Genomic DNA, 15,957 nt, shown 5'->3' with positions numbered 1-15,957 from the left:
CTCCTCTTGCCCTCCTGGTTGGGGGGCATTTTTTATCACTTATTCGCGATAAGTATTACCCAGCCTACCAGTTGATGACCTGCGGTTCGTATAGATGTGGTGCCGGGTGCCTCCCGGTGAGCCTTTTGGTTAACCAACCATGACCCGCTTGCTTCAGAAATTCACGATGCCCTCATGAAGAAGAGTCGTCAGGTTAATTAGCCCCGCCGCTGAGGGGGATTCACCACGGTCTAACTGTAACACATGAATGCCGATCGAGTGCGGAGTTGTGAGACTTTGCTACGGTTAAAGTCCAGAGGAGAGACTGTGTCAGAGCCTCATGGATGAGGTTCTATCTTGTATGGCAATTCGCATGCCACGCTTTGTTATGCGTCAAGATGTCGCGCTTTGTCTGCCGATCCAGAACGTCGATGTCGTGATCAGTCAGGTAGATTGGTTTTACCCAGTCACAGGAGGTTTTAACCACCACTGGGATGCTTCCACATTTTACGCTGCTCGCGATAAACGATGCGTAGGTAACCTTTTTGAAGCGCGTTGTATTGAAGCAGGTTGGTAATCCGCCAAGCTGTAGATACAATGGTTTGACATATGTTAACGTCAGGACGACCTGCTCATGATTTTCCTTTATTCTTTTATTGCACTCTCCTCTCTGACAGCATTCGTCTTACTATGCTTTTTTGCAATTTATCAGTTTTCTGTTAAGGGTGACGTTAGCTTCTACGTAATGCTCTTCGCTTTGATATTCCTTTGCGTATCATTTTACGGAGCGGTGGGTTTTACTTACACAAAATTAAAAGATGCCGGAACCATCATAAAAATTATCTAAATATGCTAAGGCCGCATCTCAAATAAATGTAAAAAGACCTTATTAAGCCCACCAGCAGCTGAGCTTTGTAATTGCTGCCACTTCCCGGAGTGACCACACTCCTCCCCTTGAGCTGCTGTCGTTTCATCGACACTTAAAATCGGTACGCGTCTGGCGTTCGCGCTGCCCTATCGGAGCATTTCCCATTATTAACCCTCACATCGGTATGCTATACCTGCTCGCCAATACGCGACTCGGGGCAGCATCATGGCTGCTGCATGGCCTTATGGCTGCGGTCAACCCGCTTACTGCTTCAAGGTCTTTAGCCCATCTACCAGTGAAAACAATCTGAGGAAATTCTTAATATCCCACGCTTACGTTTGTTGTTATCTGCCTGGCTGCCAGGCTATACATGACTCTGATGCGGAGAATGCCAACTCCGGGAAACATCAATAAAAAGAGCAACGAAACTGAGACTCCTGTAGCCCTCTCTGAGAGGGCTTTTTTTTGCAAAAAAAAGCCAGCTCGGACAGAACTGGCTGGGTCTAGCAGTAAGTAGGTATTACTTCGCACTCATTTCGACGTGTACCCTATTCCTTTAGTCAAGCATTCAGATGCCGGGTGCCTCCCGGTGGACTTGCATCACTCTGCAAACCCGCAACGTTACGTCCAGCAGTGACTGGTTGCCCCTCCGCTCAGGGGGATTCATCTGTATGGCAGAGATATCGAATCACTCGTGCCATTAAAACGTAGCTGACAGACAAAATAAAGTTGTGAGCATTGTTAAAATTCTTCGCTAATCATTCATTCCGTATACCCATCAGGCATTAGAAGAAAGTAGATTTTCGTTCCTTTGAGTTATTTATTTAATACACCTTTTTACTTTTGAGAAATGGATTACATTTACATTCTCTTGTAATGATGACCCCTTTGGTCTCCCTTCCGAGTTGCAGGATTTCATTTCGGAAGGGACTTTTTCCTTTCCCGCCTTGATAAATACTCATTGTTTTCTAGACTCTTACATAGACTTTGCTATGTCAGGTGAAGTCGTCGTTCAGGACTACCCGTGTGCTCAAGGATGAGCCACCCTGATTTGTTCAAGCTTTTCCCTGCCATTTAATTATCTCCCCCCAAAGAATTGTCCATTCGTATTATGGAGTACTCAATGTTTGCTACGGTTAAAGTCCAGAGGAGAGACTGTGTCCGAACATCAAGGATGAGGCTCAATTTTTCCCGCAATTTGCTTTCCATGCTTTGTTATGCGCCAGGATGTCTTTCTTCGTCTGGCGGTCCAGAACGTTGATGTCTTGATCCGTCAAAAAGATTGGCTTCACCCAATCACAGGCGGTATCAACCACCACCGGGACGCTTCCATTCTTTACGCAGCTCGCGATCAACATCGTCGCCAGGCATATGATTAACAGTCTGCTGTACATTGCTGGCCTCTTTCGTTGTTTCTACCCTGCGTTCGGCTGCTGCGACCATTGCCGCTGCGTTATCTTCGGTTCGTTGCTGGTCGGCTTTAACTTCTGCTTTGCTGGTACCGCGAATATGGCCCAGGCCAAAAGCGCCGGCGATAGCAGAAATGACCAGTGCGGCCAGCCCGATTATTGTCTCGATACCCACACTCACCTCATACCAGAACTGATTTCGCCAGGTTAAACAACGCACGGCGTTTTTCCAGCCCGTTGCGGCCACCATTGATTAATAGTGTCACGCGCTCAACGTCGCCGGAATGAAGAAGGCAACCGCGGGAGGCATAGAACCATGCGGCTGAGCGCGCGGCGTATTCATCCTCTTCAAGCAGTTCCGGGTGGGTTACAAGGTCCAGTTTCAACGCCTGGCCACAACTGCGATAGTTACTCAGACCAGTAACCTGTTTCAGCCCGCGACCGCGATATTTCCATCCATCACCGGCAACCTGATTGCCCAGGTGTTCTTTTCCCCACTCACCACCGTATACCAGATTAGCGATCGCTTTCTGGTTTGCCGGTTGCGTTGCCGTTCTGCCAAGTGCAGCGGCTTGCTGTGATGTGATGCGGTGGCTGCCGAACGTCGGCACCAAGTTTTCTGCCGCATAATTAAGATTTTCCACTACACGGGTAAATCTTGAGCTTTCATGCCCCATCTGGGCAATAAACATCGCCTGATCAAGCTGTGTGGTTATGCCGTATTCCTTCATAGCGGCGTCGTTATGCGGAAACCAGCGCGCAGCTAACCCGGCGCTGATACCAGCCGCCTTCTGAAATTGTGTTTGGTTCATTAGTCCCTCAGATGATCAACCAGACGTGCAACGTTGCCTTTGACGGCCACCAGCACGGAAAGGAATATGATGTTTGCCGCAATGGTGGCCCATGATGAATGCGGGTAAATCCCACACAGGTACGCCAGCGGTACAGCGCTGTAGGTGACGGTAATCAGCCAGGCTAAACGCGAAATCCATGGCCGATGCCGAGAATCACCTCGGCGATAAAACATCAGGGTAAACACCACACCGGCGCAGAGCAGCGCGTTGATAGTTGCCGATGGATCATTTAGTACCACCTGAACCTCCCCGGCGCGTTATTAGCGCCACCAGCGAGCCGATGTCCTGCTTGTTCAGGAACGTAAGGATTTGAACGGCCAGCGCAGAAACAATCACGGCACCGATGGCATCCAGTGGTTTATCGCTATATTCCGTCCAGGACGCGAGTTTAGAACCAACCAGACCAGAGCCAAGAATGCCGACGATATACGACACGACGAAGTAGGCCAGCCGGCGCAACACACTCAGGTCAGCTGCTGTCGCGATGTAAAATACGGCGCCTGCAAATGCACCAAAAACAACACCGTAGTCTGTCCCGGTCAATAAACCGTAGACACTGGCTCCGGTCAAAGCTAAACCGGCCAGCCCCGTGCCAGAAAATGGATCGGACATCGGCCCCCCCTCATATTGCTGTGAATCCTCTCAGTAAATTTGAGGGGAAATAAAAAAGGCCGCCCTGAGGCAGCCTGTGTTCTTCGAATTATGTTCATAAAGGTGGGGGTATGGGTCCTTCCAGAACGACCGCTTCACCATTATGGCAAAGATCGTAGCCACGAGTTAGATGCCAGACGCCTCTGATTATTTTTCCTGTAACCATATCTTCGGTTTTACCGTGCGAAAAGTAGGCGATCTGGACACAGTCATTGTGTCTAATCCAATAATATCCCTCTTTCATAATTCACCTCTTAAATTGTTTCATTTAGAAGTGTATATGACGATTCAGAACCTGGTGGTCGACAAAACGTTTATTTGAGGATGAGATGCCGGGTGCTTCCTGGAGACTTATCTCTGCTCGTCAAAGTCGCGTACATACCTGCACATAGCAATTAACAAGACGTTCCACCGCTTAGGTGGGATTCACAACATTCATAACTAAACAGGTACATTCATATGATCAATAGACAAGTAAATCATGCAAAAAAAAGCCTGCTCAAATAGCAGGCATAAATAGCTAAGTTGGCAATAACTGAGGGTGTGGTGCCGGGTGCCTCCCGGTGGAAATGCTTACAGAGTTCATCTCCGCGCGCTGGTTGGACACTCTGGAGAAATGTCCTGCTGAACCGCCCCTCCGCTTAGGGGGATCCACCACAAAAACGCTTTCAGAAACATCCATTACGCAGGATGCTTAAGAAGCATATGTGCAGTATGAAAAATCTGCCACATAATCAGATGAATATATTCATTTCATTGGCACAGACAGTGGGCCTTCAATCACTTCAGCCTCACCGTTGTGGCAAATATCATCACCTCGTGTCAGATGCCAGACACCAGTTATTGTCTGGCCCGTTTCAAGGTCCTCGGTGACACCGGCGGTGTAGTAAGCGACCTGCACTATGCCGTTGTGCTGTATCCAGTAGAAACCTTCTTTCATTGATATCTCCTCATAGTGAGGATTTGATTATATGGCAGCGGTGTGAGTGATGATGTTAGAAATACTAAATCGTTAATTAAGTAATTCTCTGGTCCGCCATCGAGGATTCGAACCCCGAACCACAGAGGTAGAAGCTCCGTGCTCTTTCCAGTTGAGCTAATGGCGGAAAAAAAAAGACCAGCAATGAGATGCTGGTCATGGGTCATGCAGTTTTCTCTGCGATGTAGGTGTATCCCCACCAAGTGTTTTCAGTATCGAGAGCATTATCAAATGCCTATTAAAAGATAGTTCCTTTGATGAAACATATGCCAAATAGTTGCGCTTCCCGAAATTTCTAAGAAAATTCTTGGCCCAACCATAAACACAAACACCTTCTAGAGTGAGCTGTTTGTGCAAGAGGTAGGTCATAAAGCAAAAAAGCTGCCTTTGGGCAGCCTAAAGATAAAGAAATTAAAGTTGTGGTGCCGGGTGCCTCCCGGTGACTCTGCGCTAGACCACAGAACCGCGTTCCATAAACCCGACTGGTTTTGCCTAGCCGCCCCACCGCTTAGGGGGATTCACCACCTGAGCACTTTACGCGGCATAACGCTTAAAAGATACATTTTATTTACTATTTACAAAGAAACAAAAATCCCGCCGTAGCGAGGTTCAGAATTTTTAACTATGGATATATAAAGCCCATCGTTAGACTAAAATTACCACAGTTTAGGGAAAAGTAAATAGCTCACGATAAATTCACGCCCTATTTTGTTATCTGCTTGAACTGCGCATCAGCCCAAGCCTCTTCTATGTCAAACTTGGTGATTAGATGATCGTAAAATGGTTTAACAGACTTCTTCCAGGAATCGAGGCTGATTGCATCAGTTATCTGACACACCGCTGCGTATGCCTCGGTAGATGGGATTCGTTCATATCCACGGCCACTACAGCGTTTGCAATCAGCCAGAACCGGGATGCCCTGGTGTTCTGTAAGAGCCTGATTGATGGCTTTCCCGCGTCCATGGCAATCTCTACAGGCACAACTTACAACCTTCTTACCCTTACACTGAGGGCAGAGAACGCGAGCTATCTCCCTGACATGTCTGCGTACCTCGTATTCAGAAGGTCGAATATTTTCGACGCCCATATTCAGGGACAACCTCACGAACTTCTTCTCTTTTGCCGGAGTGTGAGACTTCGTGCTGAAAACCTCCGCATCAACAAACCCTTCCCCATTGCAGCTATCGCACTGCTTCACGCTGGCGGCGCTGCGGGAATAGTCCTCGAACGCGATGGTGGCCAGCTGGTGCATCACCATCGGTTTAATCTCTGCATCAAGCTTCCGCAATGCCGCAACCCGGTCACATTTGGTCAGCGCGTACTGGGCCAACAATTCAATTGCCCTCTCCCGGTCATTATTGCTGATCCCCGTCTTCCCGAGAAAAGCGCTATAACCCATGGCGGCCCGTTCCTGCGTCATGCCTATAGCGGCCATAATATCCGTTCCGGTTAATGAGTCTGACGCAGTAGCACGCGGAGAGTCGCTAATCATTGTCGATTTGGCGAAGTGGTATTTGAGGGTATTTTCAAGATTCATGCGGTCTCCAGCTCGGTAATGGTGAGTTCTAATTTCCCGCCCTTAACGACAGGCATCTTCACAACGCGATAGTCGACTACCTGGCAGTCATCCAGCCAGAATTCCGCCTTGGTTAAAGCGTCGAATGCAGCTTTTTGGAGGTTATCCAGATCGCGGCGCCGGCGGTCGGGCATATGACATTCAATTCGGATTTTGAGTGGTGCGGCCGTCCGGATATTAAGCCGGGCGCTTCGAATGGCACTGGCAACCGCGTAGCGATACGCGACGCCTTCAGCGCTAATGTGCGTGCGCCCGCGGTTGTGCCGGTAATACCGGTTGTTGCTCGGCGGCCAGGGCAAAGTGAATTGATATGTCTTCACATTCCCCCCCACATCCGGTTTCGCCAGCGTATATCCGGGCGTGCTGGTGTATTTGAGGTCGGAAGGAATGCACTGACAGTCCAGGTCACGTAATCCTGGTTAAGGCTGCGCTCCACTCTCACACCGCGCGCTCTGTAACGCTTAACCAGTTCGTCGGCCTGTTCGGTGCTGCATTCGGTATGATGGAACCAAGAATGTTGCATGCCCATCACCCCGCAAAGCCAAGCAGCTGCGCGGCGACATTTTCGGCCTCATCGCGACTGCGGAATGAACGAGACAGGACCCAGCGCCAAAGAACATCGAGCGCAGCTTTATAAAGTTGCTGGAACTCGAGTTCGTCCATGTTGGCGAATGAGATGCTACGTGGATGCTTTTTTAGTGTGCCGTCAGGTAGCTGAATAGCATCAAAGTGCCCTGCCTCGACGATTACCCATGAGCGGTAAGCATCGAAGGATTTGCACAAGCTAATGCCATTTGTGACGCGCCGGTAAGCAACCTGCTCAAGATACTGCTCGGCAGCGTCGATCAGCGCGCCCTCATTCCCGCCATACGAAGCCAGGAACTTGGCGTAGCCGGTTATCAGCTTCCGCTCGTTACTCGAGATAGCCCCGCCGGCTGGTTCCCAGTATTCAAAACCGAGGCTGAGAAGCGCGAAAAAGCGCCGGTGAAATACAGGGTTTCGTACCCGCCTGAACTCGGCAACAAGAACATCGCCAAGCCGGGTTTTGGTTTGCAGGATATCGCTGGTCTCGGGCGTAGCCGGGATCAGTATTCCTGAGTGGTGTTTTATAAGTTGTAATTCTAGCGCCATGGTTATCTCCGTGGCGCATCAGGTATAGGTTGTTCAGGCCTATGAAAGAATAATATCAGACGGTGGTGTAACTCGGTACCCCAGTCGTTTTGCAAATTGCATAAACCCGTTGAGAGTAAAGATTTTTTCCTCGTCGAGTAACGGTCGTAATGAAACTATTCCATTTACTCGATAAACCAGATATCTCCCTTCCGCCGGGAAGCTATAAATAACTGCTTTATCGGCCCTTCTGACCACGTCGTACCATTGATCATCTGCATTAAAGGCTTCTGCACTACACACTATTTCCCCCAGAGCGACGTATTGACGCAATAAACAGTAACCGGGAACAGCCAGGGGAACGCAAACAGCGATACTCTTTGAAACTGCTCCAGTGAAATTCACGCGATTAATAAAACCACTCGTCCGCGCTTTTCCAGTTCTTCTGCACGTTGTGTTCGACCTCTTTCTTGTCGCCCCCGAAATCAGCCAACCCATCATTGCCGGCACGCTTAATCGTAAGCTGGTAATCATCGAACTGCTTACTGAGTCTTTCGAGCAGTTTTGACTCAAGTGCAGGTATAGCCCTATCAGGAAGTTTCTTCATGCGATCAATGGATAACTCGATTTTCATTTTCCCCTCCGCAATGAACAACTGTATGCATATACAGTGCATTTATAAACGTATCTCACGGATTTTGCAACGATTAATGAGTGTTAGGACGACGGAGCGCTTGCAGGCTTGTAGGTATCTGTTTTATGGACGATATAGTAGGAATCTCGGATTTGGCCTTCAAAAATCAATAGTTATGTTGAATAGCTTTAAGTGGAGTTTTGTGCAGTTTCGCTACAAGATTTTGGTTTTGAGGTGAAATTAATAGAATGAAAATTCGGAAAGGCTATTATGGAGCTTGCTGTTATTGAGAAAAAAATTAGTCAGCAAGCTCTGAAACGACATGAAGCATTACCAAAGCGTAATGTGATCCAACCGATTATCGAAATTCACTGAGATGCAGGCACTCTATCATCCTGACGTAAAGCCTCGATCCCGACTTTCTGACCATAAGAAAGTTCAAGTGTATTGCCATCAGGATCAGCGAAGAAGACATAATAACCTACCGGTTCGCCTGCCTGAGCCGGTTCTTTTCGCAAGATGCCCTCCATTCTAGCCATCGCTACCTTATTGTCGATTTCTTCAATGCTTGAACAAGCTACTCCCAAGTGACCAAAATTACCTAAAGGGGTGTCAGTCACAGCATCAACCTGGACAAGGACAAGCGCAAAAGGGCGAGCTCGGTCACTTAACCACGCGACTTTACGTGCCTCCGGAAGATCAGGCTCTCGCCTATGTACGACTTCCATACCAGCATAACGGCTGTAGAAATCAATACTTTTTTCCAAATCTCTAACAACAAACGCAACGTGCGTAAAACCGACATCAATCTCTTTCATTAGGCTAATCCTTTGACTATATCGAGAATCGCCATCTTAAAAACTCAAGCTAACTTGAGGTCAAGTGCCTTTCATTCAATGCTTTTGCTGGATTTCTTGCACGTATCGTTCAATGTCGTTCAGGGTTGCAGCCTATGCTAACTAGCTCCAGCAAAATGAAGATAAGGCCCGCTACGCAAAGAAGAAGAGATAAAGTTAAAGCCACAATGAAAACCATTAGAACCTCCATGTGATAATTTTTACTATCACAATCTTAGAATCAATTTTTACTTTGTCACGTGTGCATACCAAGCAAATTTACGTTGCAGAATCGTGCATTTCTTGCAGGATTAAACCACATTAATTTACTGGTTTTTTTGTGAAGCATTTTACTCTTCATGGACAATTTTAACGGTACCGTACTCGAATTTGTAAATTTTTCAGTTAAATAGCCCAAACTGATCTTTCTTATGCTACTTTAGAAGAAAATCCTTTAAAGTGTGCAACTATGCTTACCACTCTCATCTATCGAAGCCACCTGCGAGCTGATACACCAATTCAATCCATTATTGACATGGTCAGTGAAGCAAATTCCCGAAATGAATGTGTGGGGGTAACTGGTGTTTTACTTTTCAATGGGATTCATTTCCTACAGCTTCTGGAAGGTGATGAAGCAGCTGTAATGCAAATCTATGAAAAGATTTGCCTGGATACACTTCACTTCAACATTGTAGAACTCTTATCCGATTATGCCCCCTATCGACGATTTGGCCGCTCAGGCATGGAATTAATTGATATAAGACTATTCAGTAAAGAAGAGTGTCTGGACAGGGTTCTTCAACGTGGAACAACCCAACATAAAATGCTTTACAACGACAGAGCCTTAAGGTTTTTCCGTACATTTATAGATTCTGCTGAGACAGATAGCTATTATGAACTTCCTGATAGGTTCAGTTGGTTTTTTTCATCCGATCAAATAGATGTATCATCAGTTGATCCCGCCATTATCGAAGATATGTATGCAGTTATAGACCCTCTCGCTGCCCAGATCCATTCTTTTGTCTTGAATGCTAAATCAGATAATGACGTTATAAAAGCCAATAATTTACTTTTTGATTTGGAATCGAAGAAAGATTTGTTAAAAATTGCAGGGGGTTTCATTACCTCTTCACAACGAGTATCAATAACACTCTTGCCTTTAACCTTACTGAGGGTACCGAATGCGATTGAGATTTTGCTCGATTACATCAGAGAAAGTAACTTACACCCAGAACAAGTTATAGTTGAGTTTTCTGAGAGCGAAATAATCCCTGAAATTGATGAGTTCGCGCATTCCGTGCAGATTCTCAAAAGCTGCGGTTTAAGTGTTGCTATTAATGACTTTGGTGTGGGAAATGCAGGTTTATTGTTTCTTTCGAAATTTCAGCCTGAGAAGCTCAAAATACACCCTCAACTAATCCATAATATACATAAGGACGGCTCTAAGCAGGCGATACTGCAAAGTTTAATACGTTGCGGCGAACTTTTAGAGATAAGGATTTGTGCAACAGGTGTCGAACAACCAGAAGAATGGATGTGGCTAGAATCCGCTGGTATATTTTGCTTCCAGGGCAATCTTTTTTCAAAATATGATAAAAATGGATATTTGAAGATCTTCTGGCCAGAATCTAATGAATTCATAGAATGTTAAAAAAAACTTGTAGACTTATTACTTTTTCATAGGCTTAACGCAGTCATAATCGATGGGTGTCAAGCTGGAAGCGGATAAACTAATATATAGTGAAAAGTCAGCGGGCCCGGCGGATGCACAAGCAATGCTTCAGTACTCAGCTAAAATGCGGTAAACGGCGCAGGCTTAGATATTTGGCCTCAATTTCGTTTACGAAGAACCAGTTCATCCCTATACCCTCCTACCAGTTTTCATCCAGTCATATTTGGCTTTTATAGCTCAGCTGGTACCGACCGGTAAGCGATACTTGGGCAGCAAACGCTGCCGCGCCTATACAGTATTGGCTTACCTTTTATCTGAAGTGCTCACGCTTTCATCCTCTTTCCCCTTGCGATGTTAATTCTCTCAACGCATTCTCTTAATGCTTTGACTTGCTCCGAAGATAGCTCAGATTCATCAATTGTGGCTAGAAGTGCGTTGAGGGAGCGCTCAATATCGTTTTTAGTCAATCGTAAACAGATAACCTTAACCCAACGTGGCGAGAACTTGCTGAGGCCGATTGCTCTTGTAATGCGCTGTTTCATGAGATGCCTCTTTACCGCCAGTGGTGGCGATTTGTAACTCGGTTATAACACACGTGGAGAAGACTTATGTGACTATTTCGCCTTAGAAATTTCTAAGGGTCGTTTAGCCAGGGTAACCGGGCTTTCAGTGAACATCTAAGTTGGTTTTCCAGCATGTCACAAAAGCGCCTCGTCATTACCCGAAGCGGCTTATCACGCGAAGGTAGTTTTTACGGTCATACACAGGCTGGAATGTCAGCTTTGTGCCAGTAGCGAAAGTAGTTAACAACCATCAGTGTTGTTTAACGGGGAAAGGATCACTACAACCTCTCAAATAAAGCGTTGCTCGATGCAGGTTTATTGACGTCGGGCACAACCGCTTGCCCGTTTCATTTGGTTACTTTTTATCTTGCTAGCCTTTTTTCAATACTGCCATAATGCATTGATAACAATATAATAACATCATCTCGGGTCACCACCTTTTGCAGGGAGAAGAATGAAGATGTTGCGATCGCTACAGGCGCTCTGCCTGATGAGCTTTTTTCTGGCGGATGTGCGCGATGGGCTCGGCCCCTTTCTCGGCATTTATCTCACTGAACAGCACTGGCGACCGGATGATATTGGATTTGTGATGACCGCAGGCGGGATTGCGGCGCTGCTGGCGACGGTACCCGCAGGGATTATGATCGATGCCACGCGCAAAAAGCGCCTGCTGCTGCTCGCCTGCTGCGCGCTGGTCACGCTGGCGACGCTCATGCTCTGGTACAGCACCCGTTACAGCATTGCGATGTTTTCGCAGATTGTGTCCGGGCTGGTCGCCGCGCTGATTGGCCCGTTGGTAGCGGGGATCACGCTGGGCCTGACCGGCCAGCGCGGCTTCACGCGGCAGATGGGCCGCAACGAGGCGTTCAACCACGGCGGCAATATGCTGGCGGCCGTGCTGGCAGGCGGCGCGATGTGGCTGTGGGGCATCGGCGCTGTCTTTGTCCTGATGACGGGCATGGCGGTTTTCACCGCGCTTAGCGTACTGGCGATCCGCGAGCAGGATATTGATCATGACGCGGCGCGCGGCCTTGAAACCGGCGATAAGGCGCAGGTGGTGCCGCAGCTGTCAGTGCTGATGCGTCATCCTGTGTTGCTGACGACCGGGATCACGCTGCTGCTGTTTCACCTCGGAAACGCTGCGCTGCTGCCAATGCTCAGCATGCGCGTGGCTGCTACCGGCAGCAGCCTGTGGAGCCCTGGAATCTACGCGGCGGCGACGGTAGTGATTTCGCAATGCGTGATGATCCCGGTCGCCCTTCTGACCTCCGCGCAGGCGCAGCGCTATGGCTACCGGCGGCTTATTCTGATTGCGCTTATTGTGCTGCCGGTGCGCGCCGCCCTGGCCGCCAGTTTTGCCGGGCCGTTATCCGTTATTCCGGTGCAAATTCTGGATGGCGTTGCCGCTGGGATCCTGGGCGTGGCGGTGCCGGGCTATATTGTTAACGCGCTACGCGGGTCCGGGCACATCAACGCGGGGCAGAGCGTGATTATGCTGATGCAGGGCGCGGGTGCCGCGTTTAGCCCGGCGCTGGCGGGCAGCATCGTCGCGCATTCGTCATGGCGCATGGCATTTGCGACGCTTGGGGGGGTGGCGCTTGCGGCATTAATTGTCTGGTGGCGCGCGGCCGGACGGGTATCGGCTACGGCATAATGACCGCCGCAAACCAGCTGCTCAGTATATACTGTTGATATTGCGTTCTTCTTTGTGAGAATGGCTCATGATCGCTTCCGTTCTTATCGCGCTTGTCGCCGTCATACACATACATATTCTCGTGCTTGAGATATTTTTGTGGGACACGAAAACAGGCCGCAAGGCTTTTAATCTCAGCGCTGATTTCGCCCGAGACAGCCGGGTGCTAGCCGCCAATCAGGGGCTGTATAACGGTTTTTTAGCGGCGGGATTGTTCTGGGGGCTGTGGCTGGGCGACGGTGGTCTCCAGTTTAAATTGTTTTTTCTAGTATGCGTGCTGATTGCGGGTCTGTTTGGCGCAATCACCGCCAGCAGGATAATTCTTTATGTGCAGGTGCTGCCCGCACTGCTGGCGTTAATTGCGCTGTGGATGGGACTATAACGGCGCAGGCCGCGCATGTGCCTCATTCAATAATACTTACCTGCGACTGGCTGTTCTACCAGGAGAACAGCACGAGATGCCAGAGCCTTGGCTCTTTGCGGGAAGGGTCGATTAATCTGACGTGTTCCCTGATAATTCACACAGAAGGCTGTTAGCAATGTCCGTTCCTCGCTCAAAGCAGACCATTTAATCCCTACGCCCTCCCATCGGCTTTCATCCGCTCATACTTGGCTTTGAGCAACTCAGCTGGCGTTGGCCCCTTCTGCGTCAGTGGCGCAGCCAGAGCCCGTCGAACAGGCGGAATCGGCTTCCCAGCCAGCACCCGCTTTTCCCACTTATCCAGAATATCTCCGGCTTCACGCTCGAGCTCTTTATGACTGAGTTGCCCATCAGTTCCGCGGCGCCGTAGTTCGAGGCAAATGTGGTAATAAACCGGCTTAGGCCACGGATACAGCTCGCTGCTCGGGTACCGGAACACCAGCTTACGCCACTTCCAGTATTCAGCCATGACGTCACCGGTGGTGATTCCCAGCACGCAGCGCCCTTCCCTGCACCACTTGATGAACTGGCCAGGTGGCGGCAGGAATGGACGCTCCTGACGACGCACCATGCGCATGCCTGCTTCAACCTGCTCCATTGTGGTTATCCCGTTTTCTTTGAACGCCAGCACCCATTGCCGGCGAATCTCGTTCACGTCTTCCTGGCTGCGATTAACCAGGCTTGCCGGGAACGCGGCGGCCAGCTGTACGAATAGCCCATTGATAATCTGCGCCACCTGCTGCGTTTGTTCGCGCTCGGTGTACTGCTCAGGCAAGTTATGGGCCACACGGCGAGCCTGTTCCCTGTCAAAATTGCGAATGCTCTCGGCAAGGTTTTTCATTCCAGTACCCCGTCAATCCAGTCGGTGTTATGCAGGTCGATACCGCTCCGGAAAGGTTTTACCGCCCCGGTTGCGCGCAGCCGTTTGGTGGTGAGCTGATCCCACTGTTTGCGCAGACTCGAAGGGCTCAGGATGTTGTCTTTCCAGAACTCGTCCCTGTTGGCCCACTGGAACAAATCGCAGATTTCGTAGTGCGTGCGCTTGTCCTGGACGCGCATCAGCCTGATGGTGTTTGCCCATTCAGCCCAGTTTGGTTCGGATAGCGAAGCGTTGACGGTGAGAAGCCTGTCGTAAATCCAGCGAGCGGCCTTGAGGTCGTCAGCGGATCCCCATGATTTACCTGCCGGGGTGTATATCCCGGCGGCAGCTTCTGGATGGCGCGAGAGAAACTTTTGAGTTTTCTGGTTTCGGGATTCGTCAGAATTCCGAGACGAGGATCTTTTAATATTGTTCTTGTTATAGTCTTGGGTGTCTACCGTTTCCGGGAAGGTTTTTCCCGTTTTCGGTAACACTTTTCCCGATTTCGGGAAGACTTTTCCCGTTTTCGGTTTGTCTAAAATCCAGGCGGAAAGGTCAGTATTTATACCGACCGTTTTCATCACACCCTGTTTCTGACTGAAGATAATTTTGCGTTCAGCAAGTGATTTGAGCGCATCCGAAACGTGGGAATCACTCAGCCCTGTAAGTTCGGCTATCACCGTGTTCGTCACACGGTCCTGCTTCTTGTTCCAGCCGTAGGTAAGCCAGATCACTGCTTCAAAACACTGCCACTCCCGGCCTGACATTCTCAGACGAGGCTTGAGCTGTTGGATCTCGTTAGCGACCTTGGTATACCCGTTCGACAGGTCGGCCATACGACCTCCCGGTTGTTCGGTTCTGTGGGGGAAATTGATAATTTCAGCTGTGTTTGACATACTTAGCTCCGCAATTACACTCCGTTTTTGCACCTGAAAGCCGTTGGTGTTCGAGCACCGCGGCTTTCGCCTTTTCTGAAGTCTTCACATTGCCCCCAGCATGGTTGTGACCATCGCCAGCAGCGGCGCTGTAAGGTCAGGATCGACTCTGAACATTTCGAAAATCCCCTCGCCTAACTCCCTCAGCTTTTCCTTCTTCGGTGCATCGAGCATCAAAGCTTGCTTCGCCTCACTCACCTCTTTTTCCAACCTGGCCATGCGGTAGGCAAACGAGTCGTTTTTAACGACACGGTCGCGGTATCGAAGCGGTAAGACAGACATGATCGCGGCCACGAGTTGTTCGACGTTCTTTCGGTACGAAGCGGAATCTTCTTTGTTGTCGAGCCAGCGGAACAGCTTCACGTTCCAGACATCTGCCTGGCCAGAGAAATCCACGCCATCAAGTTGGAGTTCTTCCGCCGCTTCTTGGATTTGAAGCGCAACAGCTACGCGCCCTTCTGCCGCAGCCCACGCCCGGACAGCAGAACAAATATCTCGATGATCAACATCCTGCGCTGCCGGTTCGCTTTGATGACACTGGAATATCAGTGAATTAGACGAAGCTCTGCTACTCTGTTGAAATGAAACAGTTTGCATTGTTAGGGCTCCTGTTTAGGTAAACCGTCTGTTGGGTTTGGGTAGAGATCTGGGCGCAACTCGTGCGGAGTTACGCCGGTAACCCCATAAATTTGCAGAACTCGATCTGCCGGGACGACGCCCTGATATCGATTTCGCCAATGACTAACAGTCATGGCGCTTACGGTTAGCAGTTGCGCTAAGCGCGTAGCAGTTCCTGCTTTGGTAATTGCTTTATCAATTGCTTTCATAAATAGCTCCTGTAATAACCACGCAATTAAACATATTGTTTATGTTGGTGTCAACATTTTGAATATTGAGCTAATAAACATTTGGTTTAGA

Annotated in this window: 19 protein-coding genes and 1 tRNA gene; 4 read left to right on the top strand and 16 right to left on the bottom strand. The window is 49.0% G+C overall.

The genetic code is table 11. The features are described 5' to 3' along the window. Positions 1-340 precede the first annotated feature (340 nt). Positions 341-556: a hypothetical protein gene (locus IM267_RS13550; protein WP_165498405.1), complete on the top strand. Its 216-nt coding sequence runs from the start codon at positions 341-343 to the stop codon at positions 554-556. 1,599 nt (positions 557-2,155) lie between these two features. Here the strand turns inward: IM267_RS13550 and IM267_RS13545 are convergent. From IM267_RS13545 to IM267_RS13495, 12 genes are all read right to left on the bottom strand, one after another. Beyond that, complete coding sequence (locus IM267_RS13545) at positions 2,156-2,431, bottom strand: hypothetical protein (protein ID WP_193033584.1); 276 nt, start codon at positions 2,429-2,431, stop codon at positions 2,156-2,158. Positions 2,432-2,438: 7 nt separating this feature from the next. Beyond that, positions 2,439-3,068 carry a glycoside hydrolase family 19 protein gene (locus IM267_RS13540; protein WP_193033578.1) on the bottom strand — a complete coding sequence of 210 codons (630 nt, stop codon included), beginning with the start codon at positions 3,066-3,068 and terminating at the stop codon, positions 2,439-2,441. Continuing rightward, entirely contained in the window at positions 3,068-3,349 is a 282-nt protein-coding gene (locus tag IM267_RS13535; RefSeq protein ID WP_063448876.1) for a phage holin family protein, read from the bottom strand. Before IM267_RS13535 ends, IM267_RS13540 begins: the two co-directional genes overlap by 1 nt. Next, positions 3,336-3,722: a phage holin family protein gene (locus tag IM267_RS13530; RefSeq protein WP_063448877.1), complete on the bottom strand. Its 387-nt coding sequence runs from the start codon at positions 3,720-3,722 to the stop codon at positions 3,336-3,338. Before IM267_RS13530 ends, IM267_RS13535 begins: the two co-directional genes overlap by 14 nt. Positions 3,723-4,509: 787 nt before the next feature. Continuing rightward, positions 4,510-4,701 carry a hypothetical protein gene (locus IM267_RS13525; RefSeq protein ID WP_063448879.1) on the bottom strand — a complete coding sequence of 64 codons (192 nt, stop codon included), beginning with the start codon at positions 4,699-4,701 and terminating at the stop codon, positions 4,510-4,512. 89 nt (positions 4,702-4,790) lie between these two features. Further along, positions 4,791-4,867, bottom strand: a tRNA-Arg gene (locus IM267_RS13520). A 576-nt stretch (positions 4,868-5,443) separates the two neighbouring features. Beyond that, complete coding sequence (locus IM267_RS13515) at positions 5,444-6,277, bottom strand: antitermination protein (protein WP_131636766.1); 834 nt, start codon at positions 6,275-6,277, stop codon at positions 5,444-5,446. Next, complete coding sequence (gene rusA, locus IM267_RS13510; RefSeq protein ID WP_063449446.1) at positions 6,274-6,636, bottom strand: crossover junction endodeoxyribonuclease RusA; 363 nt, start codon at positions 6,634-6,636, stop codon at positions 6,274-6,276. Before rusA ends, IM267_RS13515 begins: the two co-directional genes overlap by 4 nt. Further along, positions 6,633-6,845: a hypothetical protein gene (locus tag IM267_RS21265; protein WP_226848076.1), complete on the bottom strand. Its 213-nt coding sequence runs from the start codon at positions 6,843-6,845 to the stop codon at positions 6,633-6,635. The genes rusA and IM267_RS21265 overlap by 4 nt, the downstream gene beginning before the upstream one ends. After that, the gene (locus IM267_RS13505) at positions 6,845-7,447 is read right to left on the bottom strand and encodes a DUF1367 family protein (RefSeq protein ID WP_131636767.1); all 603 of its coding nucleotides are present in this window, start codon (positions 7,445-7,447) and stop codon (positions 6,845-6,847) included. Before IM267_RS13505 ends, IM267_RS21265 begins: the two co-directional genes overlap by 1 nt. 388 nt (positions 7,448-7,835) lie before the next feature. After that, positions 7,836-8,060: a DinI-like family protein gene (locus tag IM267_RS13500; RefSeq protein ID WP_063448882.1), complete on the bottom strand. Its 225-nt coding sequence runs from the start codon at positions 8,058-8,060 to the stop codon at positions 7,836-7,838. A gap of 368 nt (positions 8,061-8,428) precedes the next feature. Beyond that, on the bottom strand, positions 8,429-8,878 hold the full coding sequence (locus IM267_RS13495) for a VOC family protein (protein ID WP_063448883.1): 450 nt from the start codon (positions 8,876-8,878) through the stop codon (positions 8,429-8,431). Between the two features lie 487 nt (positions 8,879-9,365). Here IM267_RS13495 and IM267_RS13490 point away from each other — a divergent pair, with 487 nt between their 5' ends. The 3 genes from IM267_RS13490 to IM267_RS13480 all read left to right on the top strand — a co-directional run bounded on the left by IM267_RS13490 (position 9,366) and on the right by IM267_RS13480 (position 13,206). Continuing rightward, entirely contained in the window at positions 9,366-10,547 is a 1,182-nt protein-coding gene (locus tag IM267_RS13490; RefSeq protein WP_193033577.1) for a diguanylate phosphodiesterase, read from the top strand. A 1,044-nt stretch (positions 10,548-11,591) separates the two neighbouring features. Beyond that, entirely contained in the window at positions 11,592-12,785 is a 1,194-nt protein-coding gene (locus IM267_RS13485; protein WP_131636840.1) for an MFS transporter, read from the top strand. A 67-nt stretch (positions 12,786-12,852) separates the two neighbouring features. Continuing rightward, complete coding sequence (locus tag IM267_RS13480) at positions 12,853-13,206, top strand: DUF1304 domain-containing protein (protein WP_063448886.1); 354 nt, start codon at positions 12,853-12,855, stop codon at positions 13,204-13,206. Between the two features lie 193 nt (positions 13,207-13,399). Here IM267_RS13480 and IM267_RS13475 read toward each other — a convergent pair whose 3' ends face one another. The 4 genes from IM267_RS13475 to IM267_RS13460 all read right to left on the bottom strand — a co-directional run bounded on the left by IM267_RS13475 (position 13,400) and on the right by IM267_RS13460 (position 15,866). Next, entirely contained in the window at positions 13,400-14,086 is a 687-nt protein-coding gene (locus tag IM267_RS13475; protein WP_063448887.1) for a replication protein P, read from the bottom strand. Further along, complete coding sequence (locus IM267_RS13470; protein WP_063448888.1) at positions 14,083-15,000, bottom strand: replication protein; 918 nt, start codon at positions 14,998-15,000, stop codon at positions 14,083-14,085. Before IM267_RS13470 ends, IM267_RS13475 begins: the two co-directional genes overlap by 4 nt. Positions 15,001-15,084: 84 nt before the next feature. Continuing rightward, entirely contained in the window at positions 15,085-15,636 is a 552-nt protein-coding gene (locus tag IM267_RS13465) for a toxin YdaT family protein (protein WP_193033576.1), read from the bottom strand. A gap of 2 nt (positions 15,637-15,638) precedes the next feature. Further along, positions 15,639-15,866: a YdaS family helix-turn-helix protein gene (locus IM267_RS13460; protein WP_022651300.1), complete on the bottom strand. Its 228-nt coding sequence runs from the start codon at positions 15,864-15,866 to the stop codon at positions 15,639-15,641. Between the last annotated feature and the right edge of the window lie 91 nt (positions 15,867-15,957).

This window comes from Enterobacter cloacae complex sp. P15RS (genome assembly GCF_014895905.1).
Lineage (GTDB): Bacteria > Pseudomonadota > Gammaproteobacteria > Enterobacterales > Enterobacteriaceae > Enterobacter > Enterobacter quasihormaechei.
This window is presented reverse-complemented; position numbering and strand designations above follow the sequence as displayed.